18 protein-coding genes are annotated in these 26867 nt (G+C 68.6%); 7 read left to right on the top strand and 11 right to left on the bottom strand.

Translation table 11 applies throughout. From position 1 onward, the window contains the following. The first annotated feature begins 146 nt into the window (after window positions 1–146). Both pepN and EV668_RS04305 read left to right on the top strand, forming a co-directional pair. Window positions 147–2795, top strand: a complete 2649-nt coding sequence (pepN, locus tag EV668_RS04310; RefSeq protein ID WP_133768594.1) for an aminopeptidase N — start codon at window positions 147–149, stop codon at window positions 2793–2795. A gap of 287 nt (window positions 2796–3082) precedes the next feature. After that, complete coding sequence (locus tag EV668_RS04305; protein ID WP_166652332.1) at window positions 3083–5263, top strand: sensor histidine kinase; 2181 nt, start codon at window positions 3083–3085, stop codon at window positions 5261–5263. Here the strand turns inward: EV668_RS04305 and EV668_RS04300 are convergent. The 6 genes from EV668_RS04300 to erpA all read right to left on the bottom strand — a co-directional run bounded on the left by EV668_RS04300 (window position 5235) and on the right by erpA (window position 13599). Beyond that, window positions 5235–8162: a bifunctional [glutamine synthetase] adenylyltransferase/[glutamine synthetase]-adenylyl-L-tyrosine phosphorylase gene (locus tag EV668_RS04300; protein ID WP_133768592.1), complete on the bottom strand. Its 2928-nt coding sequence runs from the start codon at window positions 8160–8162 to the stop codon at window positions 5235–5237. The genes EV668_RS04305 and EV668_RS04300 overlap by 29 nt on opposite strands. Then, on the bottom strand, window positions 8159–9556 hold the full coding sequence (locus EV668_RS04295; RefSeq protein WP_245513046.1) for a sensor histidine kinase: 1398 nt from the start codon (window positions 9554–9556) through the stop codon (window positions 8159–8161). The genes EV668_RS04300 and EV668_RS04295 overlap by 4 nt, the downstream gene beginning before the upstream one ends. A gap of 151 nt (window positions 9557–9707) precedes the next feature. Then, on the bottom strand, window positions 9708–10397 hold the full coding sequence (locus EV668_RS04290; protein WP_133769970.1) for a response regulator transcription factor: 690 nt from the start codon (window positions 10395–10397) through the stop codon (window positions 9708–9710). Window positions 10398–10653: 256 nt separating this feature from the next. Continuing rightward, complete coding sequence (locus EV668_RS04285) at window positions 10654–11301, bottom strand: exopolysaccharide biosynthesis protein (RefSeq protein ID WP_245512836.1); 648 nt, start codon at window positions 11299–11301, stop codon at window positions 10654–10656. 100 nt (window positions 11302–11401) lie between these two features. Continuing rightward, window positions 11402–13222 (bottom strand): hypothetical protein, encoded by a 1821-nt coding sequence (locus EV668_RS24660; protein WP_166652331.1) that lies wholly within the window; start codon window positions 13220–13222, stop codon window positions 11402–11404. A 47-nt stretch (window positions 13223–13269) separates the two neighbouring features. Further along, window positions 13270–13599, bottom strand: a complete 330-nt coding sequence (erpA, locus tag EV668_RS04275; RefSeq protein WP_133769969.1) for an iron-sulfur cluster insertion protein ErpA — start codon at window positions 13597–13599, stop codon at window positions 13270–13272. 115 nt (window positions 13600–13714) lie between these two features. Here erpA and EV668_RS04270 point away from each other — a divergent pair, with 115 nt between their 5' ends. Beyond that, on the top strand, window positions 13715–14923 hold the full coding sequence (locus EV668_RS04270) for a deoxyguanosinetriphosphate triphosphohydrolase (RefSeq protein ID WP_133768590.1): 1209 nt from the start codon (window positions 13715–13717) through the stop codon (window positions 14921–14923). A 4-nt stretch (window positions 14924–14927) separates the two neighbouring features. Here the strand turns inward: EV668_RS04270 and EV668_RS04265 are convergent, their stop codons facing one another. Beyond that, complete coding sequence (locus EV668_RS04265) at window positions 14928–15836, bottom strand: DMT family transporter (protein ID WP_133768589.1); 909 nt, start codon at window positions 15834–15836, stop codon at window positions 14928–14930. Between the two features lie 261 nt (window positions 15837–16097). Between EV668_RS04265 and EV668_RS04260 the strand changes: the two genes are divergently transcribed. After that, complete coding sequence (locus tag EV668_RS04260) at window positions 16098–16982, top strand: alpha/beta fold hydrolase (protein ID WP_133768588.1); 885 nt, start codon at window positions 16098–16100, stop codon at window positions 16980–16982. 58 nt (window positions 16983–17040) lie between these two features. On the opposite strand, the gene EV668_RS04255 is transcribed toward EV668_RS04260, so the two are convergent. The 3 genes from EV668_RS04255 to ppdK all read right to left on the bottom strand — a co-directional run bounded on the left by EV668_RS04255 (window position 17041) and on the right by ppdK (window position 22290). Further along, on the bottom strand, window positions 17041–18648 hold the full coding sequence (locus EV668_RS04255; RefSeq protein ID WP_133768587.1) for a carboxyl transferase domain-containing protein: 1608 nt from the start codon (window positions 18646–18648) through the stop codon (window positions 17041–17043). A gap of 225 nt (window positions 18649–18873) precedes the next feature. Further along, complete coding sequence (locus EV668_RS04250) at window positions 18874–19485, bottom strand: 2-hydroxychromene-2-carboxylate isomerase (protein WP_245512835.1); 612 nt, start codon at window positions 19483–19485, stop codon at window positions 18874–18876. Window positions 19486–19614: 129 nt separating this feature from the next. Continuing rightward, the gene (gene ppdK / locus EV668_RS04245; RefSeq protein WP_133768585.1) at window positions 19615–22290 is read right to left on the bottom strand and encodes a pyruvate, phosphate dikinase; all 2676 of its coding nucleotides are present in this window, start codon (window positions 22288–22290) and stop codon (window positions 19615–19617) included. 128 nt (window positions 22291–22418) lie between these two features. On the opposite strand from ppdK, the gene EV668_RS04240 reads away from it, so the two are divergent. Continuing rightward, complete coding sequence (locus EV668_RS04240) at window positions 22419–23579, top strand: hypothetical protein (protein WP_133768584.1); 1161 nt, start codon at window positions 22419–22421, stop codon at window positions 23577–23579. Between the two features lie 176 nt (window positions 23580–23755). Next, complete coding sequence (locus EV668_RS04235) at window positions 23756–24226, top strand: hypothetical protein (RefSeq protein WP_133768583.1); 471 nt, start codon at window positions 23756–23758, stop codon at window positions 24224–24226. A gap of 21 nt (window positions 24227–24247) precedes the next feature. Here the strand turns inward: EV668_RS04235 and EV668_RS04230 are convergent, their stop codons facing one another. Further along, a complete protein-coding gene (locus EV668_RS04230; RefSeq protein WP_245512834.1) occupies window positions 24248–26593 on the bottom strand; it encodes a penicillin acylase family protein in 2346 nt (781 codons plus the stop codon). Between the two features lie 64 nt (window positions 26594–26657). Between EV668_RS04230 and EV668_RS04225 the strand changes: the two genes are divergently transcribed. After that, window positions 26658–26837, top strand: coding sequence for an MFS transporter (locus EV668_RS04225; RefSeq protein ID WP_133768582.1), 180 nt, complete (start codon window positions 26658–26660; stop codon window positions 26835–26837). Window positions 26838–26867: the final 30 nt, after the last annotated feature.

The following is a 26867-nucleotide window of genomic DNA, read 5'->3' as shown; positions in this document are numbered from 1 at the left end:
CCCACGCGCCGAATTGACGGGCCTCCGGGAGCGATCCCGGAGGCTTCGCGTTGTCCGGATGGCCCGGCGCCGGGCGGATGGAACCCGGGCGCTATGGCCCCGAGGAGCCCCCTCCCCTAGGATCGGCGCCGAAGGACAGCCACACCATGCGCACCGATACCCCGACCGTGATCGGGCTCGACGATTACCGCCCGAGCGACCATCTCGCCGATACGATCCATCTCGACATCCTCCTCCACCCGACGGCGACCCGGATCGTCGCCGAGACCGCGTTCCGGCCCAATCCCGCCGGACGGCCGGGCGCGCCCCTCGTCCTCGACGGCGACGAATTGCGGCTCTGCGGCATCGAACTCGACGGCCAGCCCCTGCCTGCGGAGGCCTTCGAAGCCTCGCCGCAGGGGCTGACGGTCCTCGCGCCGCCCCAGCGGCCGTTTCGCCTCCGCGTCGTCACGGAGGTAGACCCGACCGCCAACACCAAGCTGATGGGGCTCTACCGCTCAGGCGGCATCTATTGCACGCAATGCGAGGCCGACGGCTTCCGCCGCATCACCTACGCGCTCGACCGGCCGGACGTCCTGTCGGTCTACACGACGCGGATCGAAGCCGACGAGAGCGAGGCGCCGACATTGCTCGGCAACGGCAACCCCGGCGAGGCGGGAGCCATCCCGGGAACCGGCCGCCATTTCGCGATCTGGCACGACCCCTTCCCGAAGCCCGGCTATCTCTTCGCCGTGGTCGGCGGCCGGCTCGGAAAGGTCTCGAAACCCTTCACCACCATGAGCGGGCGGCCGGTCGAGATCGCGGTCCATGTCGAGCCCGGCAAGGAGCCGCGCGCCGAATATGCGCTCGATGCGCTCGAACGCTCGATGCGCTGGGACGAGGAGGTCTTCGCTCGGGAATACGATCTCGACGTGTTCAACGTCGTCGCCGTGTCCGACTTCAACATGGGGGCGATGGAGAACAAGGGCCTCAACATCTTCAACGACAAATACGTTCTCGCGAGCCCCGAGACCGCGACCGATAGCGACTACGCCAATATCGAGGCGGTGATCGCGCACGAATATTTTCACAACTGGACCGGCAACCGCATCACCTGCCGGGACTGGTTCCAGCTCTGTCTCAAGGAAGGGCTGACCGTCTTCCGCGACCAGGAATTCTCCTCCGACCAGCGCTCGCGTGCCGTGCATCGCATCGGCGAGGTGCGCACGCTCCGGGCGCGCCAGTTCACGGAGGATGCCGGCCCGCTCGCCCATCCCGTCCGTCCCAATCAGTTTCGGGAGATCAACAACTTCTACACGGCGACCGTCTATGAGAAGGGCGCCGAGATCGTGCGCATGCTGAAGACGCTGCTCGGCGAGGCCGATTTCGCAGCCGGCATGACGCGCTTCTTCGAGACCTGCGACGGCACGGCGGCAACGGTGGAGGATTTCCTCGATGCCTTCGCAGCTGTGTCGGGGCGCGACCTCTCCGACTTCGCGCGCTGGTACGTCCAGTCGGGCACGCCCGTGGTCACGGTGCGGACGGAATACGATCCCGCGCAGGCGCGCTATCGCATCGACCTGACGCAGGAGACGCCTCCGACGCCCGGACAGGCGGAGAAAGGCCCGCTCGTCCTCCCCGTCGCGCTCGGCCTCGTCTCGCCGACCGGGGCCGCAATCGCGGCCGACTGCGCCGATCTGCGGCCGGACGGCGTTCACGTCATGGCCGGCTCACGGGCGAGCCTCATCTTCGAGAACGTGCGGGAACGCCCGGTTCCGTCCCTGTTCCGCGGCTTCTCCGCTCCCGTGAAGCTGCGCCTCGATCTCGGCGACGACGACCTGCTCGCCCTTCTCGAACACGACAGCGATCCCTTCAATCGCTGGCAGGCCGCCCAGATGGTGGCGATGCGCCTCCTCGTCGGGCAGGCGACGAGCGAGAGCGGGACGCCCGTTGAGGCGTCCTTGCTCCGGCTTGCTTTGGCGCTCGGCCGGGTCCTCGTGGTCGAGAGCGAGCGCGATCCGGCCTTCGCCGCGCTCCTCCTCAGCCTTCCGAGCGAGACCGAGATCGCGCAGGAGATCGGCAGCGACGTCGACCCGGATGCCGTGCACCGAGCCTGGCTCGCCGCGCGAGGCACGATCGGCACTGTCCTTGCCGCCGACCTCGCGGCCATCCGCGCCGCGACCGAGCCGGACGGCGCCTATTCGCCCGACGCCGCGAGCGCCGGACGGCGCGCCCTCCGCAACGTCGCGCTGGACCTCCTCGCATCGGCCGATCCGGCCTTCGGGGAGCGCGAGGCCGACAGGCAATTGGCGGCGGCGGGCAACATGACGGACCGGCTGGCTGCGCTCGCGGTGCTCTCGCGGATCCCGGGCGACACGCGAGAGCGGGCACTCGCCCGCTTTGCCGAGGACTTCGCCGGCGAGCCATTGGTGCTCGACAAGTGGTTCGGCATCCAGGCTGCGATCCCGGAGCCTGGCACGCTCGATCGCATCCATGGGCTCACCTCCCATCCGGCCTTCTCCTTCACGAACCCGAACCGGGTTCGCGCCCTCGTCGGCAGCCTCGCCCTCGCCAATCCGACGCAGTTTCACCGCGCAGACGGCGCCGGCTACGCCTTCCTGGCCGACATCGTGCTGATGCTGAACGGATCCAATCCGCAGGTGGCCGCGCGGCTGCTGACGGCCTTCTCGACCTGGCGGACCGTAGAGCCGGGGCGGCGGGCGAACGCCGAAAGCCAGTTGAAGCGCATCGCCCGCGAACAGAACCTCTCGCCCGATGTGTCCGACATCGTCGCGCGTTCGCTGAGCGAAGCCTGAGCCTGAAACAAAACAGGTCATAACGAGAACAAAAGCGGAGCATTCCCTCTTCGGAGCGCCGGACAGAACGCGCGCTGTTCTGTCCGCGCGCGGCCGGCACACCGAAAATCAACGGCTGGACAAATCAGCGAGCCGCGATTCTATTGGTCCCGATTCGGCGAGATGCGGCACATCTTCGACGGACGATCTGGATCTTGCGAGGGGGCTCGCGCATGGGAGTGGCCGCCTTCGGCGCCGCCGCGCGCCTAGGAATATTGTCTTCAAAGTACCCACGTCTTACGCGGGTCATGCGCTCCCGGACGGCCTGCGGCCTTTCGATCGCGATGGCCCTCGGCATCATCACAGCCATGGCCTTGCAGCACTGGCCGCAACGGATGGGAGAGGCCGCATCGGTCCGCTCCGCCGATCGGCTGGACTTCGTCGCCATCGCGGTCGCCTACGAGGCCCAGCTGGCGGCCGGTAGCGGGCAGCCGACGACCGAGCACCTGGCTGCGATCCGCAGCCGGCTGCCGGCACTCGCCTTCGCGGATCGTCGGGTCGTCTACCTCTCGGACCGAAGCGGGTTCATCACCGCGTCGACGGCCGTCTCGGCGGATAGCCCAACCCGTCTCGCCGACCTGCTCGGCTCGGAGGACACCGAGCCCACCGGCACCAGCGGCTCGGTCATCCGCACCACCCTTCGGGACGGCACGCCCGTCCTCGCGGCATTCCGAAGCCTGACCTCGGGATATGTCGCGGTCGTCCAGCCGCGCTCCGCTGTCTCCGCCGAGCGCTCCTATCCGCCCTATGCAAGCGAGGCCTTCGCCTTCGCCTGCGCGACGGCGCTCGCCGGCCTCACCGCCGGATGCCTGCGCTATCGCCGCCGCGCGCTGAACGCCAAGCGCGACCGGCGGCGCATCGCACGGCAATTCGACACCTCCCTCGCGCATGGCCGCTGCGGCCTGTGGGATTGGGACACCACCCGCAACCGCGTGTTCTGGTCGAGTTCGATGTATGAGCTGCTCGGCTACGAGCCGCGCGGCGACCATCTGTCGGTCGGCGAGATCACGGCCCTGCTGCATCCCGAAGACGGCGGGATGCGGATGCTCGCCGACGCGCTCTCCACGGCCGCGGCGCTCGACCGGGAGCTCCGGGTGCGCACCGCCGGAGGCGACTGGCTCTGGCTTCGCATCAAGGGCGAGGTCGTGATCGACCCGATCGACGGCTCCCGCCACATCGTCGGGCTCGCCGCCGATGTGAGCGCGGATCGGCAGGCCGCCGAGCGGCGCGCCAAGGACGATCGCCGGCTGCGCGACGCGGTCGAGGCGATCTCGGAGGCCTTCGTGCTCTGGGATGCGGAGGAACGCCTCATCCTGTGCAACACGCGGTTCCTCAAGCTTCACGGCATTCCGGCGCATCTGGCGCTGCCCGGCACCCCGGCGCGTCAGATCATGACGGCCGGCCGGCCGGCGATGGCCGGCGATCTCCTCCCGCTCGACCTGTCCGGAAGCACGGGCGGGCGCACGGTGGAGCGTCAGCTTCCCGACGGCCGCTGGGTCCATGTCAGCGAGCAGCGCACCCGCGACGGCGGCGTCGTCTCGGTCGGGATCGACGTCAGCGAGCACAAGCGCAAGGAAGCCCGGCTGCGAGAGCGGGAACGGCACCTCCAAGGCTCGGTGCGGCGGGCGGAAACGGCGGCGCAATGCTACGCGGCCGCAGCCGAGCGGAACTACGAGGCGAACCTCGCAAAGACGCAGTTCCTCTCCCGCATGAGCCACGAATTGCGGACGCCGCTCACGGCGATCATCGGGTTCTCCGACGTCATGCGCCAGCAACTGCTCGGGCCCATCGACACGCGCTATGTCAGCTACACGAACGACATCCACGCGAGCGGGCTGAAGCTGCTCCAGGTGATCGACGGCATCCTCCAGATGACCCGCATCGAGAAGGGCCAGTTCGCGCTCTCGCCGGAGGTGATGCTGCTCGACGACGTGGTCGGCGACGCCATCGAAGCCATCCGCGAGGACGCCGCCGCGCGCCGGATCACGATCGAGATCGACACGCTCGGCCCGATCCTCATCCAGGCCGACGCCCAGGGCCTGCGCGAGGTCCTCGTTCAGCTGCTCCGCAACGCCGTGACGTTCTCCGGGATCGATGCCTGCGTCCGCATCCGCCTCCGGACCGCCGGCGAGCGAATCAACATCTTCGTCGAGGATCGGGGGATCGGCATCCCGTCGGACATCCTGCCCCGCCTCGGCCGTCCCTTCGAACAGGTCGAATCGGAATATTGCCGCAACGGCGGCGGCGCGGGGCTCGGTCTGTCCATCGCCCAGGCCCTGGTCGACATGCACGACGGCACGCTGAAGCTGCGCTCGGAGCCCGGGATCGGCACCATCGCCATGGTGCACCTGCCCAAGCTGCAGCCGGCCGCCAACGACCGGGATGCGCCGAGCGCGCAGCTCAACCTTTCGCTGATCGCCGCCGAGTAGCCCGGCCCTGGCCGAGCACGCGCTCGAAGATCGCCCGGACCGGCTTCCTCACCTCGGCCAGATGCGCGCCGAGAACCTTCGGATCGGGGGCGCCGACGAGAGCGGCCAGCCGGCTCCGCAAGGCCGGCATGCCCGCGCTCTCCTCGGACGCTCCGCCGACCGTCAGGCGCTGCCAGTGGTTCACCTCGTCGAGGACGCGATAGGCCTCGACGAGGTCGGCCGCGTCGCTTCGCGGCAGAAGTCCGAGCTGTCCAGCCTCGGTGAGGACCTCGCTCGTCGGCAGACCGACCAGCGAGCCGTGGTCGCTCGCATGGGCGAGGACGAGTGCCTGCGCGATGAAATCGAGGTCCAGCAGGCCCCCGGGCGCCATCTTCAGATCGAGTTCGCCGGCATCGCCCTTCTCGGTCTCGACGAGACGGCGCATGTCGCGGACCGCCTTGAAGACCTCGGCCGGATCGCGGCGGCGGCGCACGATCGCCGTGATCGCCTCATCGACGCGCGTCGCGAAGGACGGATCGCCGGCGAGGACCCGGGCGCGGGTGAGCGCCATGTGCTCCCACAGCTCGGCCTCGGCCTCGTGGTAGGAGACGAACCCGGAGAACTGGGTGCCGATCGGCCCCTTGCTGCCCGAGGGCCGTAGCCGCAGGTCGACCTCGAACAGCCGGCCACGCCGCGTCGGCACGGTCAGCGCGGCGACGAGGCGCTGCGTCAGCCGCAGGTGATAGACGACCGCGTCGAGCGGGCGATCGCCGTCGCTCGTGCGCTTCTCGGCATCGAAATCGTACAGGACGATCAGGTCGAGATCGGAGGTCGCCGTGAGATCGGCTCCGCCCAGACGGCCGAGCCCGACCACCGCGAGATGGCCTCCGGGCACCCTGCCGTGGTCCGCCTCGAACGCGCCCGAGACGCGCTCGAGCGACGCGCGGATCGCCGCGCGTGCGATGGCGGCATGCGCGAAGCCGGCCTCGCGCGGCGTGAGGATGCCGGACAGCATCCGCGCCCCGGTCGTGAATTGGAGCTGATGGGCGGCGTCGCGGATGCGGTCGAGGAACTCCTCCATCCCATCCGCCGTGCCGACCAGCGAGAGGAACTCCGCCTCGATCGCGGCCTCGTCGCGCGGCGGCGCGGTAAAGCCGGGATCCAGCAGGGGATCGAGCACATGGGGCCGCGCCGCGACCTCTTCCGCGAGCCGCGGCGCCGTTCCGAGGAGATCGGCGAAGAGAAGCCGCAGCCGCTCGTGCTGGCGCAGGATGCCGAGGAGTTCGACCGCCGCCGGCATGCGCGCAAAGGCGGCGTCGAGCCGGGCGAGGCCACCATCCGGATCGGCCGTCCCGCCGAGGGCCTTCAGCAACGCCGGGACGAGTTCCGTCAGGACCTCCCGCGCCCGCGCCGAGGTGATCGCCGCCCGGCGGCCGAAATGCCAGCCGCGCACGGTCTCGGCGACCTTCGGCGGATCGCGGAAACCGAGCCGCCCCAGCGTCTGGAGGGTCGCGGGATCGTCCTCCGTCCCCGTGAAGACGAGGTCGCCGAGATCGGAGGCGAGTTCCGGCGCGTCCTCGAAGAGGAGCCCGTAATGGTGCTCGACGCGCTTGGCGTAGGCGGTGAGGTCGGCGGAGAAGGATTCGAGGTCGGGATAGCCGGCGAAGCGGGCGAAGCGGACGAGTTCGGCCTCGTCCGCCGGCAGGCGCTGGGTCTGCTCGTCAGCCACCATCTGCAGCCGATGCTCGATGCGGCGCAGGAAGCGATAGGCCTCCGACAACTCGTCCCGCGCCGTCTCCGTGACCCAGCCCTCCCGATGAAGCTCGGCGAGCATGTCGAGCGTGCGCCGTCCGCGCAGCGCCGGGCGGCGCCCGCCGAAGACGAGCTGCTGGGTCTGGACGAAGAACTCGATCTCGCGGATCCCGCCCCGGCCGAGCTTGATGTCGTGCCCCGCGACCGCGATGGAGCCGTGCCCGCGCACCGCATGGATCTGCCGCTTCATCGCGTGGATGTCGGCGATGGCGTGGAAATCGAAATACTTGCGCCAGATGAAGGGCTTCATCTCCGCGATGAAGCTCTCGCCGAGCGCGACGTCGCCGGCCACCGCACGCGCCTTGATCATGGCGGCGCGTTCCCAGTTCTGACCGACGGTCTCGTAATAGGTGTAGGCCGCGGGGAGCGAGACGGCCGCCGTGGTCGAGCCCGGATCGGGCCGGAGCCGATAATCGACCCGGTGCACGTAGCCATCCGCCGTCCGCTCGGAGAGCAGCTTCACCACCGATTGGGCGACCCGATTATAGAGCCGCGACGGCCCCTTCTCATCGATCGCGGCGGGGGCCTTCGGATCGTAGAAGACGACGAGATCGATATCGCTCGAATAGTTCAGCTCGCCCGCCCCGTGCTTGCCGAGGGCAAGGAAGGTGACGCCGCATCCCTGACCGTCCGGGCCGATCGCGCCGAGATCGAGCTGCCCGGCCTGGCCGAGCTCATGCGAAGCGATGCCGACCGCGCTGCGCACGGAGGCATCGGCGAAATCGCTCAGCGCCCGAACCACCGTGTCGACGTCCCACACCGAGCCGAGATCGGCGAGCGCGACGAGGAGCGCATGCGCCGTGCGGTTCCGGCGCAGCAGCGCCGCGGCCTCGTTCCGGTCGATGTCGCCCGCGGCATGGCGCCTGTGAAGCGACGCCTGCGCCTCGATCAAGGCGGCGAGCGCCTCCTCCGGAACGGAGCCGGCGAAGGTCTGGAAGCGCTCGCGGTCTGTCTCGATCGCCTCGCGCAGGAAGGGCGAGCCGTCGCGGATCGCCTTCGTGATGGCGGCGAAGGCCTTCTTCCCACGAGCCTTGCCCCAGGCCGCCCGCTCGGCGAGCGAGGCCGCCTTCTCCTGCGCCTTGCCGCCGGCGCCCGTCTTCGCCGTCATGCGGCCGCCCCGTCGCGCAGCGGAAGGGTCAGGACCGCCTCGAGGCCCGGCGCGTGATCGCGGAGCGAGAGGCTGCCGCCGTGAAGGCGAGCCACGGCGGCCGCGAGACTGAGACCGAGGCCGAAGCCGGGCCGCGTCCGCGCGGATTCGAGACGGACGAAGCGGCCGAGCACGCGCTCGCGATCGGCCTCGGGGATGCCGGGGCCGCGATCGGCCACCGTGATCCGCACCTGCTCCGCATCCCGCTCGGCCCGAACCGTCACGGGGCCCTTCTCCCCCTCGGCCGCGCTGCCATACTTGATGGCGTTGTCGAGAAGGTTCGCGACGGCCTGGCCGACGAGCTCGCGGCTGCCATGGACCGGCAGGGAGGGCTGGATGGCGGTCGTCATCGCAAGGCCGGCCTCCTCCGCCAGAGGCTCGTAGAGTTCGGCGAGATCCTCCGTGATCAACGCCGCGTCGAAATCCGCCATCGCCTCGCTCGCATGCCCGGCCTCCATCCGCGCGATCATCAGGAGAGCGTTGAAGATGCGGATGAGGTTGTCGCTCTCCTCGATGATGCCCTCGAGCGCCTCGCGCAACTCCTCGGGGCCGCCGGCGCCGCGCAGGGCTTCGTCCGCCCGGTTGCGAAGGCGGGTCAAGGGCGTCTTCAGGTCGTGCGCGATGTTGTTGGAGACCTCGGTCATGCCGCCCATCAATTCGCCGATGCGATCGAGCATCGCGTTGATGTTCAGCGCGAGACGGTCGAACTCGTCGCCCGTCCCCGCGACCTTCAGGCGCCCGGCGAGATCGCCGGCCATGATCGTCGCGGTGGTTCCCGTCATGCCGTCCACGCGGCGAAGGACGCGGCGGCTGACGAACCAGCCTCCCGCGCAGCCGAGCACGATGACGAGCAGGAGCGAGACGCCGAGGGCCTGGCCGAGCGTCTTCTTGATGCGCGTACGGTCCTCCACGTCGCGCCCGACCACGAGCCGGAACCCGCTCGGCAGCAGGAAGACGCGGACGATCGCGGTGTGGTTGCGCGCCTCGTCCTCGGCCCGCGCATATTGCACCTCGCGCTGCCCCTCGGTGTCGAGCGCACCCGGCGAGAGCGAGCCGATATTGCCCGCGATGCGCTCGCCCTGGAATGTCGTCACGAGGTACAGCGACGCGCCGGGCTGACGGCTTCGCCGCTCGACGATCGAGACGAGGCGCCGGATGCCGCCCAACCGATATTGTTCCGCGAGGCCGCCGATCTCGGCTCCGATCGTCTCCACGATCTGGCTGTTGACGATGCGCGTCGTGTTCCAGGCGATATAGGCCAGGATCAGGAAGACGGAGACGGCGAACACCGCCAGATAGACCAGCAGCAGCCGGAAGGCGGTCGTCCGGAACAGCTTCGGCAGCAGGCTCGCGATCGGCGGCCGCTCCTCGGAAGCAGGAGGGGAGAGTGCGCCGTTTGCCGAGCCTCCGTCAGACGGCGGGATGGCGCCTGCGCCGCGAGCCGCGCCGGAATCGGCCTCCGGGATCGGCCCTTCGGGCCTCTCGCCGGACGCTCCCCCCGGGGCGCTAGCGGGCGCCGTCACGGATCATGTATCCCGCGCCCCGGACCGTATGGATCAGAGGGCGGTCGAACCCCTTGTCGATCTTCGAGCGGAGCCGCGAGACATGGACGTCGATGACGTTGGTCTGCGGGTCGAAATGATAGTCCCAGACGTTCTCGAGCAGCATGGTACGCGTGACCACCTGCCCGGCATGGCGCATCAGGTACTCCAGCAGCCGGAACTCCCGCGGCTGGATCGGGATCTCCTGCCCGCCGCGCGTGACGCGGTGAGACAGGCGGTCGACCTCGAGATCGCCCACCCGGTAGGTGGTCGCCTCCGCGGAGGACGCCTTGCCGTTGCCGCGGCGGGCGAGAACCTCGACGCGGGCCAGCAGTTCCGAGAACGCGTAGGGCTTGGGCAGGTAATCGTCCCCTCCCGCGCGCAGCCCCTTCACGCGATCGTCGACCTGGGAGAGCGCCGACAGGATCAGGATCGGCGTCTCGACCTTCTGCTCGCGGAGCGAGCGGACCAGGGAGAGGCCGTCGAGCTTCGGCAGCATGCGGTCGACGACCAGCACGTCGTAATCGCCGTCGCGGGCGAGCGCATAGCCGTCCAGCCCGTCGGCAGCCTGATCGGCGACGTGACCCGATTCCCGAAAGGCCTTCACCAGATAGGCGAGTGCCTCACGATCGTCCTCGATGACCAGGATTCGCATAAGGGACATTAGAAGCCGCCGCGCCTTTCGAATCCAGGGGCCATCGCAGCATGCTCCCAAAAGCGGAACGGCAGGCCGGATGGGGATCCGACCTGCCGTCACGAAACGCCGACTGGCGGGGGGCGACGAGTGCAGCCCGCGTCTCGTTCTGTCGGAACGTTGCGCCGGAGGTCCTGCCGCCCTGGGGGGCTTGGTGGGCGACGGAACCGGGCCGGCATGTCCCGATCCGATGACAAGACATATGGGCCCTGCCGGATTACCCGGCCATCACCCAGGGATGAACAATCTGTAAGGTTGCGTGACCGCCGAAAAACAGCGCCCCGATGACCGAGAAGATCGCATAGGCGAAGCCGAAATTCACGGCGAGCCCGATCATGCCGACCCCGAGGCCGACCATCACGAGGAGACCGTCGCGCTCGACGAGACCGAGCCCGATCAGGCAGACGGCAATGCCCAGGGGGATCTGCCCCACGATCGGGGCCGCGACGAGAAGTCCCAGCGCCAATGCGAAGAGCAGGAAGCCGATCAGGCGCAGGGCCAGCGGATTTTCGAGGAAGGTGATGCGCGGCCTCGACCAGCGCTCCAGCTTCTGGAGCACGGGCAACGCGCGGCCGACCGCCCGTTCCACCGCCTCCTGCGGAATCGACCGCTTCAGCAGGATCCGGGGCAGCCAAGGCGATGCCTGCCCCGCGGCGATCTGCGCAGCGACCAGCGCGAGCAAAAGGCCGCAGACCAGCGGGATGCCCGGCGGCATCGGCAGACAATTCGGCAGGCCGAGAAGCACGACCAAGATCGCGAAGGCCCGGTCCCGCAGAACCGAGACGATGTCCGCGACCGTCAGGCGGTCGCTCGCGTTCCGTGCCAGTGACAGCAGGACGGCCGAAATACGGGCTTCAGGGTACAATCGGCCGGACCGCGCTGGAACACTCGAGCGCTCTGTAGACCAGCTCAAATCGTCGGCCAAGTCCGTCCCCTGAAACGCATCGCATCGCCGCTCGACGTCGTCATTCCGCGCTCGCCGTGATGTCGATCGCCTCGAGAACGCCTGCCGGCGACGGATTGGAGGCGAAATCGGCGATGCCGAAGCCCGCATCTCCGCGCGCCTTGGCGGTGATTCTCAGCTTTCCGGGCTTGGCGATGAACTTCGAGATGGACTGGGCGAGAGCCTTGGCGCCGGGGCTGCTGCCGAGAATGACGGGGATGCCGATGGCGGCGGTGGTGCCGTATTCCCGCCGGATGTCCTCCACCGAGCGCTTCTGCCGCTTGGCCTGCATGGCGAGGAAGCGCTCGAAGAGGCCGCGATTGTCGACCGCGATCTCGACCGACTTCGCCGTGGCGCTCATCAGCGCGACCTGGGCGACAGCCGTGTCCGGATCGAAGACGTCCCGCACGACGTTTCCGAGCATGGCCCGGATGGAGGCGCTGCCCATGTCCTTGCCGTCGACGGTGAGTTCGCGGATCGCGATCTCCTGCTTCGCCTCGTCCCAGGCGAGGCTCAGGCCGAACGAGCCGTCCACGCGGTCGTAACCGAGCTGCGCGACGGTCGCGATGCCGTCATTCGTCGGATTCGGCGGGATGGGCGAGCTGAGGTCGCGGATCGCGAACTTGATGTCGGTCGGAATGCCGTTGACCGGCTTCTCCGCCGTGATCTCGAACCGGCCGAGACCGACCCGGATGCGCTCGGCGTTCTCGGCGCGCAGATTCGGCGACGGCTCCTGCGCGGGGATGTCCACATCCAGCCCCTCGAGCCGGACGGAGGACATCATCGTCATGAGGTTGCGCAGGGTCGCGACGCTGGGCGTCTGGTCGGGCCGCGTCCCGATTTCCTTGAACGCCTCGATGGCCGGCCTCATGTCGAGCCCGCCGAAGGCGATGCGATCGTATTTGACGCGCCCGTCCTTGTTGCCGAAATCGAGCCCCTCGGCCGAGAACTCGCCGCCGCGCCCGTCCTTCGGCGCCGCATAGGCGAAGCGCCGGATGCGGCCTTCGAATTCCATGTCGTCGTCGGGAATGCGCGCCTCGATCGAGATGTCGGTCGCCTCGGCGTCACCCATCGAGAAGCTCTCGAACAGGTCCCCGGTCGCCTCAAGCGCGGCTCGCGCCGCGTCCGATTTCGGCTTTGCCTTGCTCGCCTCCGCAGCGGCGAAGATCTCCATCGTCCCCAGCCAGCCGACGCGGGTCGGCTTGGCCGAGAGCCCGGAGCCGGTCATGCGACCGACGCGGGTCTTGATGCCCTTGGAATCGTCGATGACGACGTCGTCGATCGAGAACGCTCCGTGCAGGCGACGCAGCGTCTCTCCCGGAGCGGCCTTGGCCGTGAAGGCGCGGACCGTTCCGCCGACGTCGAGATCGGCCAGCGCCATGCGCCCCATCGAACCCTTGACCGCCTCGCCGGCCTGGCTCCCTTCGAAGGTGCTGCTGGGCGAGGTCACGGAGGCGACCCGCCCGCCCGCGATGCTCTTGAACGACACGTCCCGATAGACGGTGCGCTGCTTGACCTGCGGCGACTCGACGACGTTGATCAGCTCGGGGACGAGGATCTCGTCGGCTTCGAGCTTCATCACGCGATCGATCAGAGGCTCGGGCGATGCAGGGTCGAGGAGGCGCGTCAGATCCGCCTGCGACAGTCGGGTTCCGCGGACGATCACCCGCGGCGCCTCGAACACCATCAGGCCGGAACCGAGCCTGACATTCTGAAGCACGACCTCCGTCGCTTGCGCGTGGGCGGCTGTCGGTAGCAGCCACGGCACCGCCGCGGCAGGCACGACGAACAAGGCTGCGGCGAACCCGAAGGGCCGCAGCCGGACCGAAACGCGAGCGAGCAAGGAAGCCCTCCGAAGAAGCATGGCTGCGTGACGCAGCCGCGTGATGATCAGAGCGAGAACGATGTCCCGCAGCCGCAGGACGCCGTCGCCTGCGGATTCTCGATCTTGAAGGACTGGCCGATGAGGTCGTCCACGAAGTCGACGATAGAACCCTTGAGATATTGCAGGGAGATTTCGTCGATCAGCACGCTGGCCGAGCCGTTCTCGATCAGGAGGTCATCCTCGGCGCGGCCCGAATCGATGTCGAATCCGTACTGGAAGCCGGAACAGCCGCCGCCATTGACGCTGATGCGCAGCTTCGCCCCCTGAGGCTCGTCTGCGAGGATCTCGCCGATCCGGCGGGCCGCACGGTCGGTGATGATGATGTCGTTGGTCACGGAGGTCATGCCGTCGGAAGCTTGCCGTTGCGCACGCCCTAAAGGTAAGCCCGCCGGTGTTGCCCCGCAACCCTGGCGATCCCGCCACGGCGTCGCGGTGCCCGCCGGGGTCGGAATGGCAGGAGAACGATGGCGCGCGGACTATGCCTGCGATCCGGCGGCAGGACGGGGACGCCTCCACGCCGAAGCCCCCTCCCCGACCCGGACCGACTTCCAGCGCGATCGTGACCGCATCGTCCATTCGGCGGCCTTCCGGCGCCTGACCCACAAGACCCAGGTCTTCGTCTACCACGAGGGAGACCACTTCCGGACGCGCCTGACGCACACGCTGGAGGTCAGCCAGATCGCCCGCGCCATCGCGCGTTCGCTCGGTCTCGACGAAGATCTCGCCGAGGCGATCGCGCTGTCGCACGACCTCGGCCACCCGCCGTTCGGCCACACGGGCGAAGATGCCCTCGACACGTGCCTCGCCGCCTTTGGCGGGTTCGATCACAACGCCCAGGCCCTGCGCATCGTCACGCGGCTCGAGCACCGCTACGCCGCCTTCGACGGCCTGAACCTCGCCTGGGAGACGCTCGAAGGCCTCGTCAAGCACAACGGCCCGCTTCTCGACGAGGCCGGCCGGCCGACGGAGCGCTATCGCGCCCGCGGGGTGCCGGGCGCCATCCTCGAATACGATGCGCTGCAGCCGCTCGGCCTTGCTCTCCACGCCTCGGCCGAAGCGCAGGCCGCCGCGATCGCCGACGACATCGCCTACAACGCCCACGATCTCGACGACGGGCTGCGCGCCGGCATCCTTCAGCTCGAGGAACTCGGATCGGTTCCCTTCCTGGCGGGTCTCCTGGCCGAGATCGAGCGCCTTCACCCCGACCTCGACGCGACGCGCACGGTCCACGAACTGACGCGGCGCGTGATCACGCGCTTCGTCGAGGACGTCGTGACCGAAGCCGGCCGCCGGATCAGCGCGCTCCGGCCCGGATCGGCGGACGACATCAGGGCAGCCGGCGAGGCCGTGGTCGTGTTCTCCCAGCCGCTCGCCGAGGCCGACCGCTCGCTGAAGCGCCACCTCCTGCCTAAGCTCTACCGGCACGAGAAGGTCATGGCCGTGCGGCGCGATGCGGACCGGGTCGTGCGCGACCTCTTCGCGGTCTTCACGGCATCTCCCTCGCGGCTTCCCGCGGATTGGCGCCAAGGCCTCGAAGACGCGGACGAGGCGCGCATCGCACGGCGCGTCGGAGACTACATTGCCGGCATGACCGACCGCTATGCGCTGCTCGAACATCGCCGGCTGTGCCAGCACACGCCCGATCTGCGGATCGGCTGAAAGCTCAAGCCTGTCGCAGGGCGAGCGTGACGCCGCTCAGCGTGAGGGCCAAGGCCAAGGCCTCGCGCAGGCCGAGCGGCTCGCCAAGCGCCAGCGCCGCCCCGATCGTCCCGACGACCGGCACGAGCAGCGTTCCCGTGGCGGCATGGGTGGGCGGGAGATAGCGCAGGGAAGCGAACCAGGTCGTGTAGCAGAGGGCCATCGGGACAAGGGTCATGTAGGCCATCAGCAACCAGCCCTGCATGCTGAGCGGGCCGATCCGGTCGTGTTCCAACACGAGGCCGATGAGGAGCATCGGCAGGCAACCGAGCCCGAGCTGCCACGCGACCAGCGTCAGCGGCGGGATCGGAAGCGGCGTTCGGTTCAGGATGCCGCCGAGCGCGAACAGGATGGCGGCCGAGATCCCGACCGCGACTCCCCAGGCCTTGTCAGAGCCGAAATCGAACCCTTGTGCCCCCAATAGGACCGAGGTTCCCGCGATGCCGAGGCCGAGCGCGACCGCCGTCCGGATCGTCGGCCGAGTGCCGAGCAGCGGCCAAGCCAGCAGCACGGACCAGATGGGCATCGAGTAGATGAGCAGCGCGCCCTCGGCCACCGTCACCCATTGCATCATCACCGTGCCGAGCCCCATCCACACGAACACGTTCGTGAAGGCGAGGAACGACAGCTTCGGCAGGAGCTGAGGCGCAACGGCGAGACGCTCGCCCGCCCGGCTCGCGATCACGGCGAGGATGGCGGCCGCAGCCAGGCCCGAGACTCCGCGCGAGAAGAGTGGAGGCCATTCGCGCAGGAGAAACTTGATGGCGGGCCAGTTGAGCCCCCATCCCACCGTGGTGACGAGCAGACACGCGATTCCGATCCAGCGTAGGCGCGCCGATCCGGTCCCGTCCTCTCCGAAGCCCGCTCCGCCCACGCCCTTCCCATCTGCGATTCATGGCGTCTTACATGAGATCGCGACCCATGCCCTGCATGCGACGCATGCGCCTCGTCCATGTGGAACATGGTTCGACGAACCACCCGCGCCGATGGATGAAAACAGAGCAGGTCGACGAGCAAAATGATGCAGCTCGGAGGGCCGCAGAGATTTACGCCGCGAGGAATGCCTTTAGGTTCGTCGCCGCTCTCTCGTGGGCGCCCCGGACCCGCCTTATCGGCAACGAAGGATTATGAACTGATGCCCTTTGCAGTCACCGACGATGGCGTGAAGCTTCATTACGAAGAAACGGGTTCCGGCACGCCGTTGATCTTCGTGCACGAGTTCGCGGGGGATCACCGGAGCTGGGAGCCTCAGCTTCGGCATTTTGGCCGCCGCTACCGAGCGATCACCTACGGCGCGCGGGGCTATCCGCCGTCCGATGTGCCGGACAATCCCAGCTCCTATTCCCAGGCGCGCGCGGCGGACGATATCGCGAGCGTGCTCGACCATCTCGGCATCGAGAAGGCGCATGTCGTCGGCCTGTCGATGGGCGGCTTCGCGACCCTCCATTTCGGCTTCCGGCATCCCGATCGCGCCCTGTCGCTCTGCGTCGCAGGCTGCGGCTACGGCGCGGAGCCCGATCAGCAGACCCGCTTCAAGGGCGAGGCCGACGTGATTTCGGCCGGCATCCTGAAGGAGGGAATGGGCGCCTTCTCGCTGAAATACGCCTACGGGCCGACGCGCGTGCAATTCGAGAACAAGGATCCGCGCGGCTTCGAGGAGTTCAAGACGCAGCTCGGCGAGCACTCCGATCTCGGCTCCGCCAATACGCAGCTCGGCGTCCAGAAGGAGCGCCCCTCGCTCTACACGCTCGTCGATCAGATGAAGGCGCTGACCGTCCCGACCCTCGTCCTCACGGGCGACGAGGATTGGCCCTGCCTGGCGCCCGGCATCCTGATGAAGCAGAACATCCCGTCCGCCGCCCTCGCCGTGATGCCGAATGCCGGCCACACGATCAATCTGGAAGCGCCCGACGAGTTCAACCGGATCGTCTCGGACTTCCTGGTGCAGGTCGATAGCGGGCGCTGGCCGATGCGCGATCCCCGCGCGGTCAGCCAGTCCATCACGGGCATGAAGAGCTGAAGGCCTCCGCGTCCGTCGTCGCGCCCTGCGCGATGACGGACGCGCGGCGGGGCGGCCCCTACATCCTGAAGACGCCGAAGCGCGTCTCGGGGATCGGCGCGTTCAGCGTCGCCGAGAAGGCGAGGCCGAGGACACGGCGCGTCTCGGAAGGCAGGATGATGCCGTCGTCCCAGAGGCGCGCGGTCGCGTAGTACGGCGAGCCCTCCTCCTCCATCTGGTTCCGGATCGGGGCCTTGAAGGCCTCTTCCTCGTCAGCCGACCAGGACTTGCCGTCCGCCTCGATATTGTCGCGCCGTACGGTCGCGAGGACCGAGGCCGCCTGTTCCGGCCCCATCACCGAGATGCGCGAATTCGGCCAGGTGAACAGGAAGCGCGGCGAATAGGCCCGCCCGCACATGCCGTAATTGCCCGCACCGAAGGAGCCGCCGACAAGCAGCGTGATCTTCGGCACCGCCGCGCTCGCGACGGCCGTGACGAGCTTCGCTCCGTTCCGCGCGATGCCCGAGGCCTCGTAGTCACGCCCGACCATGAAGCCCGTGATGTTCTGCAGGAAGAGGAGCGGGATGCGGCGCTGGCAGCAGAGCTCGATGAAGTGCGCGCCCTTCAGCGCGCTCTCCGAATAGAGGATCCCGTTATTGCCGAGGATGCCGACGGGAATGCCCCAGATGCGGGCGAAGCCCGTGACCAGCGTCGTGCCGTAGAGGCGCTTGAACTCGTCGAACTCGGAGCCGTCGACGAGACGCGCGATGACCTCGCGGATATCGTATTGCTTGCGGAAATCGGGTGAGACGATCGCCTCGATCTCGCCCGCGTCGAAGCGCGGCGCGACGGCCTCGGCGAGGTCGATATCGGGGCTCTTCGTCGTGTTGAGCGTGCCGGTGATCCGCCGCAGGATCGCGAGGGCGTGCGTGTCGTCGGTCGCGTAATGATCGGCGACGCCCGAGAGGCGCGCATGCACGTCGGCCCCGCCCAGATCCTCGGCGCTGACGATCTCCCCCGTCGCCGCCTTCACGAGGGGCGGCCCGCCGAGGAAGATCGTGCCCTGCTTGCGCACGATGATCGATTCGTCCGACATCGCAGGCACATAGGCCCCGCCGGCCGTGCACGAGCCCATCACGCAGGCGATCTGGGGGATGCCCTGCGCGGAGAGCGTCGCCTGATTGTAGAAGATGCGGCCGAAATGCTCGCGGTCGGGAAACACCTCGGTCTGCTGCGGCAGGTTCGCCCCGCCGGAATCGACGAGATAGAGGCAGGGGAGCCGGTTCTCCCGCGCGATCTCCTGGGCCCGCAGGTGCTTCTTGACCGTCATCGGGTAGTAGGTGCCGCCCTTGATGGTCGAATCGTTGCAGACGATCATGACCTCGCGGCCCGAGACGCGGCCGATCCCGGCGATCATGCCGGCCGCCGCGATGTCGCCGCCATACATGCCGTGCGCCGCGAGAGGCGCGATCTCGAGGAAAGGCGAGCCGGGATCGAGCAGGCGCTGGACGCGGTCGCGCGGGAGCAGCTTGCCGCGCGCGATGTGACGGTCCCGCGCACGCTGAGGGCCGCCCTCGGCGACCTTCGCCCGCGCCTGGAGCAACTCCTCCGTCAACCCGGCCCAGGCGGCGCGATTGGCCCTGGCATCGTCCGAGACGAGATCGGCCGAAGACTGGATGACCGGCATGAAAACTCCTCGCGTTTCCCTGCAAAGGACGTAGCGCGGGCGCAAGGAGCCGGCAAACGGGGCCGCTTCCGTTCCCTCCCCGCAGGGGGAGCCGAGTCGACGCGGAGCGTCGAGCCGTGGTCGGGACAACCTCGGCCGGGGCGTCACCCCACCCCGGTCGGCTGGCGCCGACTCGCCCTCCCCTGGAAGGGAGCGATCAGGCTTGGTTCAGACGAGCGGAGGCGCTCAGCCGGGCCGATAGGCCGGTCGCCCGCTGACGACGGCGCGCTCAAGAAGATCCAGCCGGTCCTGCCCCCAGAAGACCTCGCCGTCGCGGACATAGCTCGGCGCGCCGAAGACGCCCGCCGTCAGCGCGGCGGAGAAATTCTCCTCGTAGACCGCGCCGGCTTCCTCGCCCTGAGCCGCCGCGACGAGCGCGGTGCCGTCGAGCCCGACTCCATCGGCGAGATGCGCGACCGTCTCGGCGGCGGAGAGGTCGAGACGCCCCGCCCAGAGTCCCGCCATCGCGGCGCCGAGGAACGGCATCGGATCACCGCCGGCGAGCCCGATCGCGATCGCCGTGCGGTCGGCCAGCGACGGATCGCCGAGGGGAATGGCCGGCTTGAGATCGAGCGCGAGACCGCGACGCTCGCGCCAGCGCTGCAACTCGACCAGGCGATAGGCCTGCCGCACCGGATGGCGCTTCGGCAGAGGCAGACCGCCGGTCTCGTCGAAGACGCGCCGAACCGGCATCGGCCGGCAGCGTATCGCGACGCCGTGCGTCTTCGCGATACGCCCGAATTCCGCATGGCCGAGATAGGCCCAGGGAGAGGACGTGGTCAGGAAATACTCGATCAAAGCCCCTCTCCCTTCGGCTTGCCCTACCGGCATGCCAGCGCGCCTTCCCCGCTCATCCCGGCGAAAGCCGGGAACCAGCTCAGGCCGCATCCTGGACCCCGACTTTCGTCGGGGTGAGCGGACTGGCGGTCAGGCCTGTCCGGAGGATTTGCCCAAGGCGGCCTGGGCCGCCGCCAGCCGCGCGATCGGCACGCGGAAGGGCGAGCAGGAGACGTAGTCGAGGCCCGCGCCGTGGCAGAAGACGACGGAGGCGGGGTCGCCCCCGTGTTCGCCGCAGATGCCGACCTTGAGACCGGCGCGCGTCTTGCGGCCCCGCTCGATGCCGATCGAAACGAGTTCGCCGACGCCCTCGCGGTCGAGCGACATGAAGGGATCCGTCTCGAAGACGCCCTTCTTCCGGTAGATATCGAGGAAGGTGCCGGCATCGTCGCGCGAGATGCCGAGGGCGGTCTGGGTCAGATCGTTCGTGCCGAAGGAGAAGAACTCGGCCGATTCGGCGATCTCGCCCGCCCGCAGCGCGGCGCGCGGCAACTCGATCATGGTGCCGACCTGATAGTCGATCGTCGCCGCGGTCTCCTCCGTCACCGCCTTCGCCATGGCGTCGATCCGGCCCTTGACGATGTCGAGCTCGCGCTTCGTCATGACGAGCGGCACCATGATCTCGGGCTGGACCGCCTCCCCCGTCGCCTTGCCGGCCTCGACGGCCGCCTCGAAGATGGCGCGCGCCTGCATCTCGGCGATCTCGGGATAGGCGACCGCGAGACGGCAGCCGCGGAAGCCGAGCATCGGGTTGTGCTCGTGCAGTTCGGCCGCTCGCCGACGCAGGTTCTCGGGCGACAGGCCGGTCTGGGCGGCAACCTCCGCGATGTCCTTGTCGCCCTGCGGCAGGAACTCGTGCAGCGGCGGATCGAGCAGGCGGATCGTGACCGGCAGGCCCTTCATGACCGTGAAGAGCTCGACGAAATCCTGCCGCTGGAACGGCAGGAGCTTGGCGAGCGCGGCGCGGCGGCCCTTCTCGTCCTCGGCCAGGATCATCTCGCGCATCGCGACGAGCCGGGCCGGCTCGAAAAACATGTGCTCCGTCCGGCAGAGGCCGATGCCCTCGGCCCCGAAGTCACGCGCCGCCTTGGCGTCGGTTGCCGTGTCTGCGTTGGTGCGGACCTTGAGGCGGCGGACGCGGTCCGCCCAGGTCATCAGCGTCGAGAACTCGCCCGACAGCTCAGGCGGCCTCATCCCGACCGCGCCGAGCAGGACCTGCCCCGTGCCGCCGTCGATGGTGATGAAGTCGCCCGCCTTCACGGTCTTGCCGCCGGCGACGGCGACGCGCTTCGCGTAGTCGACACGGAGCGTGCCGGCTCCCGAGACGCAGGGCTTGCCCCAGCCGCGCGCGACGACCGCCGCATGCGAGGTCATGCCGCCGCGAGCCGTCAGGATGCCCTCCGCCGCGAGCATGCCCTTGATGTCCTCGGGGCTCGTCTCGACCCGGACGAGGATGCAGGGCCGGCCGTCCTTCTTCGCCTTCTCGGCTTCCTCGGACGAGAAGACGACCTCGCCGGCGGCAGCACCGGGTGAAGCCGGCAGGCCCTTGGTGAGGAGCGTGCGCTCGGCGTCGGGATCGATCGTCGGATGAAGCAACTGATCGAGCGCCGCGGGATCGACGCGGCTCACCGCCTCGTCCTCGCTGATGAGCCCTTCGGCGACCATCTCGACCGCGATCCGGAGCGCCGCCTTCACGGTGCGCTTGCCGCTCCGGGTCTGGAGCATCCAGAGCTTGCCCTCCTCGACCGTGAATTCCATGTCCTGCATGTCACGGTAATGCTTCTCGAGGAGGCCGTAGATGCGCACGAGCTCGGCATAGGAATCCGGCATGGCCTTCTCCATGGAAGGCTTGTCGGATCCGGAGGCGCGGGCGGCGGCTTCGGTGATGTCCTGCGGCGTGCGGATGCCGGCGACGACATCCTCGCCCTGGGCGTTGATGAGGAACTCGCCGTAGAGCGCGCGCTCGCCGGTCGAGGGATTGCGGGTGAAGGCGACGCCGGTCGCGGAGGTGTCGCCCCGGTTGCCGAAGACCATCGACTGGACGTTCACCGCCGTGCCCCACGAGGCCGGGATGTCGTGCAACTCGCGATAGGTGATAGCGCGGTCGTTCATCCAGGATTCGAAGACCGCTCCGACGGCGCCCCAGAGTTGCTCCTCGGGATCCTGCGGAAAGGCGCGGCCGAGGCCAGTCTCGACGATCGTCTTGTAGGTCCCGACGAGCTTGACCCAGTCGTCGGCATCGAGATCGGTGTCGAGCGAATAGCCCTTGCGGTCCTTGTAGAGGTCCAGCGCCTCCTCGAACTCGTGATGCTCGAGCCCGAGCACGACGTTCGAGTACATCGTGATGAAGCGGCGATAGCTGTCATAGGCGAAACGACGGTCGCCCGAGGCCTTCGCCACGGCCTCGACGGTCTCGTCGTTGAGGCCGAGATTGAGGACGGTGTCCATCATGCCCGGCATCGACGCGCGGGCGCCCGAGCGTACGGAGACGAGAAGCGGGTTCTGCGCGTCGCCGAACCGCTTGCCGGTGATGCGGCCGACTTCGGCCAGCGCGCCGCGAACCTGATCCTTGAGATCGTCCGGGTAGGTCCGCTCGTGCGCGTAGAAGTGGGTGCAGACCTCGGTCGTCACGGTGAAGCCGGGAGGGACCGGCAACCCAAGGTTCGACATCTCGGCGAGGTTCGCCCCCTTGCCGCCGAGGAGGTTGCGCATTCCTGCCTCACCTTCGGCCTTGCCGTCGCCGAAGGAATAGACCCACTTCGTCATGTCTCGATCCGTCAGGGCGCCGCACGGGTCACGCCCGGCTGCCCGGGGAATGAACCAATCGGCAGGTGATTGCAATTTGACCGGCAGCTAAGCTCGCCCCCCTGAGCGAAGCCTGAACGGGATGTTACATGGCCGATAAAAGTGCATCAGCGGACCTGCTGCGAGCCTTCGTGGCCGACGAGGAGAGCGGCGAAGGCAGGTTCTGGACCATGAACTGGCACCGCATCGCGCCGCTCGCCGGCAAGGCCCCTGCACTTCTCCCGCCGGACGAGGTCGAACCCTTCTTCCTGCACTACCTGCGCCGCGGAGGCGCCCCGTCGACGGTCGCTCAAGCCGCGATCCCGCCTCTCCTGGCCGCCTACCGCCGGCTCCTGCCCGGACGGCGCCGGGGCGGCTACGCGGATCATTGGCATGTCCTCACCTTCCTGTTCGGCTTCGTTCAGGACGGCGCCACGCCCGGTGTCCTCAACGATGCCGCGACGCTCAAGGATCGCCAGAAGCTCGTCGCGCACCTGTTGAAATTCTCTCACCTGCCCGGGATGCGGGCCAAGGCGAAGGGGTTGGAGGCCTTCACCGGCCAAGCCGGCCATATCCTCGATGTGCTGCGCCTGCTCGGCTATCGCCTCGATTATGGGGCCGGCGAGAACGACAGCTACGACTATACGAATGTCCGCTACTGGGGTTTCGTCTTCGTGGTCCTGCTCTCCAAGGATCACAGGACGACCCTGCTGGACGAGATGCTCGACGCCAGCCTCGATCTGCCCCGCAGGCCGGAGATGCTCGCCATTCTGAACGAGTTCGTTCAAGCCGTTCTGCCCCGATGCAATCCGGACGAGACGGCTTTCCGGGAACTCGCCGCGCATCTGGCGAAGCAGGAAGCCGCCCGTTCCGGGCGCACGGAATCGGCGGCGCTAGCCGCGACGCTCAACCTGCCCTTCGCCGAAGGCGAGGACTGGGTCGTCGACATCAAGGCGCCTGCTCCCGGCCACACGGCCTGGTACAATCCGCCCCACGTCACCCTGACCTTCCGCCCCGATCCCGATCACGACTGGCAGCTGCAACTGGTGGCCGGCACCCATCGGTTCTCCGAATGGAGCGGCCACGTCACGCAGAATGACGGTGGCCTCGAACCGCTCGGCAAAGGCAATCTTGCGGCTTTCCCGGCATGGTTGCGACGGGTCCGCGACGAGCATGGTCTCGTCTTCGATTTCTCGAAGGGCCGAATCTCGTGCGGCAAGAAGCGCTCGGCCGCCAAGCTCCTCTTGACCTGGATCGAATCCGAGCTGTGACGCCTAGGGGTGATCCCAACCACCTCGCGAAATGAGCAAGTATGGAATCCGGACCAACTCGGTTAATTTTACCGTGTTGCGCCGTTTTGTTTGCGAGAACTCGGCCGGAATGCTTGTTCTGGCCACTCCCTCTTGACCCGTTGCGGTCGGAGGGGGAGCAACCGGAGTTCCTCGACATGGCACGTCTGCTCCTCGCGATCGGAGCGCTGTCGCTATCCGGCCTGCCGGCCCTCGCCGGCGGCTGCGCGAGCGGCCAGTGCTACACGCCTGCCTACGTCCCGCCGACCTATGGTCTCGTGACGGAGAAGGTGGTCACGCGTGCGCCCGAAACCTACGCGATCACGACGCCCGCTCAATACACCACCGTCTACGACAAGGTCCTCGTCGGCGGCGGGCGGGTCTGGTCGGTGACCCGCGATCCGGCGACGGGCCGCCTCGTCGGCTGCTGGATCACCAAGCCCGCCAGATACGCGACTGTGCCGCGCACGGTCATGGTCCGTGCCCCGCAGGTCATCCCCTATGCGGCTCCGGCGCAATACGGGTACCGGACGCACAAGGTCATGACCTCGCGAGGCTACAAGGCCTGGGTCCCGTCCGCGCCGCCGGCCGGTCACGGCTACGGCTGGAGCGGCTATCGGGGCCGTTGACCCCGGCTCGCAGCGGCCGACCTATCGGGCGGGCGTCAACACAATCCGCCGCTCCGCCGCAGCCTCGATCGCCTCGCGCGAATAGACGAGCGGATGGTAGCCCCGCCCGGCCCAGGTCGCCGCGAGGTCGTCGTAATGCGGCGAGCGCGGATCGCCCGACTGGCCGGGCGTGTTGATGAACCGGCTCTCGTCCCAGTTCCCGACATCGATCACCGTGCGGAACGAGGCCCCGACCACGGCCCGGAAATCGGACGGCCGGTAGCGGGTGTTCATCACCGTCGAGCCCGACCCGCCCTTCGGCAGCGGGCCGACATCGCGCAGTCCCGCATCCGGAAAGGCACGGCCGAGCGGATGCTCGAACAGGCCGTGATGCAGCCGGCCCCAGGCCCAGCCTGCGGGATCCTCGCCCAGGCGCTTCGCACAATCGGCAACGGCCGCGGACAGCGTCTCGGCAAGGCTGGCATTGCGCTCCGATGCGTCCGCGAGCCACGGCACCGATCCCGGAGCCTCCAAAGCGGCAAGCAGGGTCTCGTGATCGCCCGGCGCGAGGAGCGCGGCGAGCGCCTTATCCCCCTTCGCCGCCTTGAGCAGCAGGGCGGGCTTCAGGTGATGCGTCCACCAGACCTCGAACAAGGCCGCGGCGGCGCTGTCCTCGTGCAGCGAACCATCCCATCCGGAGAAGATCTCCGCCGCCGGGCCGATGCCCTCGGGCAGCAGGGCGAGAAGCCGCCGGGCCGGGAGCGAGAGGTCGTCCGTCTGGAGCGCCATGGCGGCTTCGCGATCATGCGGCGCCCCCTTCGCCATCGCCTCGGCGATCCGCTGCGCCCTCGACGGCTCCATGAACTCGAAGCCGAGCTTCGTCTCCTCGTTCGGATAGCCGGCGGGGATGTTGTTCTCGTTGGCGGTCGCGACCCAGCCGCGATCCGGATCGACCGAGCGCGGGAGATCGGACGGATCGGTGAAGCCGTCCCATTCGTAGCGGCCGTCCCCCGGCACCGGCAGGAGGCCGTCGAAATTCGGGCGCTTCGGCACCTTGCAGGCGACGAACCAGCCGATCCGCCCATCGGCATCGGCATAGACGTGGTTCGCGCCGGGCGCGCCCCAATGCCTCAACGCCTCGGCATAGGCTTCGGGCGTCTTCGCCTCCATGCCGCCGACGCTGGCGAGATAGGCGGCCGTGCCGGGCTCCATCCACACCGTCCGGACGGCGACCGCACGGCCCCGCGTCGCATCCGCAGCGATGACCGGGCCGTGCCGGGTGAAGGCCAGCGACACCTCCTGGTCCGGCGAGCCCTTGACCGGGATCGTCTCGGTGACGATCCGCATGTCCTCCCAACCCTCGCCGTAGCGATACCGGCTCGGATCGGCCGGGTCGGTCTCGTAGACGTAGAGATCCTCCTGGTCTGCCGGGAAGATCGTCATGGCGAAGGCGGCATGGCCGTTATGGCCGAAGGAGATGCCGGGCAGCGCAGGCTCCCCGGTGCCGATCGCGTCGAAGCCCGGCGCGCTCAGATGCACGACGTAGCGCAGCGACGGCAGGGCGTAGGCTCGGTGCGGATCGCTGGCGAGGAGCGCCCGCCCCGTCCCGGTGCGGCTCGGCGCGACGGCCCAGTTGTTGGAGCCGTCCGTCACCACCGCCTTGTCGACCTCACCGAGCGCGTTGACCCGGCTCCAGACAGGCGCCTCGGCCAGCGTCGCGCGAAGACGCTCGGGCTGGAACGAGACCGGGGCGGTCGCAAGCTGCAGGACATCCAGCGTCCCGGCCGGAAGGTCGGAAGGATCGAACCCCTCCGGCAGGCGGATGTCGTGGGGCGGGTCCATGGAGCGGCGCGCGAGGTCGGTCGCAAGATCCGCCTTGGCCAGCACCTGGGAGCGCCAGCCCTCCGACAGCGCATTCGCGACAAGGGCATGGCTGCGGATGCGCACCACATCCTCCGGCTGCCAACGGGCAGGACGCGTTCCGGTCGCCGCGAATTCCGTCGGCAGAAGCTCGGTTTCGGCATCGACCAGGTCGATGAAGGCATTCACACCCTCGACGAAGGCAGAGACGACCATCTTCAGGTCGGGCACGCCATAGGCGGCCCATTCCGCCTCCATGTCGCCGCGATACAGGAACAGGCGGGCCGCACGGTCCTGAGCGAGATAGCCCGGCCCGAAATCGGCCGAGAGCAGACCCAGCCCGCGCTTGCGCCAGATGTCGATCTGCCAGAGCCGGTCACGAGCGGCATTGAACCCCTGGACGAAGAACAGGTCGCGCCGTCCGCCTGTCCGGATATGCGGCACGCCCCAACGGTCGATCACGATCTCGGCCTCGGCTTCGAGGCCGCTGACGGAATGGGTCGTGGTGTCGATCGTCGATGTCGTCACGCCAAGATCCTCCACGCGGCCGGACGCCTTGCGAGAGTCGGCCGGGGCTGCAAACGTCTTCTCTATGAGCGAAGACCACCATCAAGACGAGCCGTCAGGCCACGGCGCTCTCATCGGCGTCGTCTTCGCGATCGCCCTCACCGGCCTCGCGGTCTGGCTCGTGCAGCAGATGCGGGACTCGGCCTCGCTCCTGAACTGCGCCTTCACCAAGGATCCGAAATGCCGTGAGCTGATCAAGGATTGATCGGAGCCCACAGCCACAGCCGCTCGGCGT

The sequence above is a fragment of the Enterovirga rhinocerotis genome (assembly GCF_004363955.1).
Classification (GTDB): domain Bacteria; phylum Pseudomonadota; class Alphaproteobacteria; order Rhizobiales; family Beijerinckiaceae; genus Enterovirga; species Enterovirga rhinocerotis.
The sequence above is the reverse complement of the archived record's forward strand: the minus strand, read 5'-3'. Positions and strand labels throughout refer to the sequence as shown.

Excerpts from the sequence above, each read along its gene's own strand:
- pepN (WP_133768594.1), top strand. The coding sequence starts at position 147 with ATGCGCACCGATACCCCGACCGTGATCGGGCTCGACGATTACCGCCCG.
- EV668_RS04305 (WP_166652332.1), top strand. The coding sequence starts at position 3,083 with ATGCGCTCCCGGACGGCCTGCGGCCTTTCGATCGCGATGGCCCTCGGC.
- EV668_RS04300 (WP_133768592.1), bottom strand. The coding sequence starts at position 8,162 with ATGACGGCGAAGACGGGCGCCGGCGGCAAGGCGCAGGAGAAGGCGGCC.
- EV668_RS04290 (WP_133769970.1), bottom strand. The coding sequence starts at position 10,397 with ATGCGAATCCTGGTCATCGAGGACGATCGTGAGGCACTCGCCTATCTG.
- EV668_RS04270 (WP_133768590.1), top strand. The coding sequence starts at position 13,715 with ATGGCAGGAGAACGATGGCGCGCGGACTATGCCTGCGATCCGGCGGCA.
- EV668_RS04260 (WP_133768588.1), top strand. The coding sequence starts at position 16,098 with ATGCCCTTTGCAGTCACCGACGATGGCGTGAAGCTTCATTACGAAGAA.
- EV668_RS04255 (WP_133768587.1), bottom strand. The coding sequence starts at position 18,648 with ATGCCGGTCATCCAGTCTTCGGCCGATCTCGTCTCGGACGATGCCAGG.
- ppdK (WP_133768585.1), bottom strand. The coding sequence starts at position 22,290 with ATGACGAAGTGGGTCTATTCCTTCGGCGACGGCAAGGCCGAAGGTGAG.
- EV668_RS04240 (WP_133768584.1), top strand. The coding sequence starts at position 22,419 with ATGGCCGATAAAAGTGCATCAGCGGACCTGCTGCGAGCCTTCGTGGCC.
- EV668_RS04235 (WP_133768583.1), top strand. The coding sequence starts at position 23,756 with ATGGCACGTCTGCTCCTCGCGATCGGAGCGCTGTCGCTATCCGGCCTG.
- EV668_RS04225 (WP_133768582.1), top strand. The coding sequence starts at position 26,658 with ATGAGCGAAGACCACCATCAAGACGAGCCGTCAGGCCACGGCGCTCTC.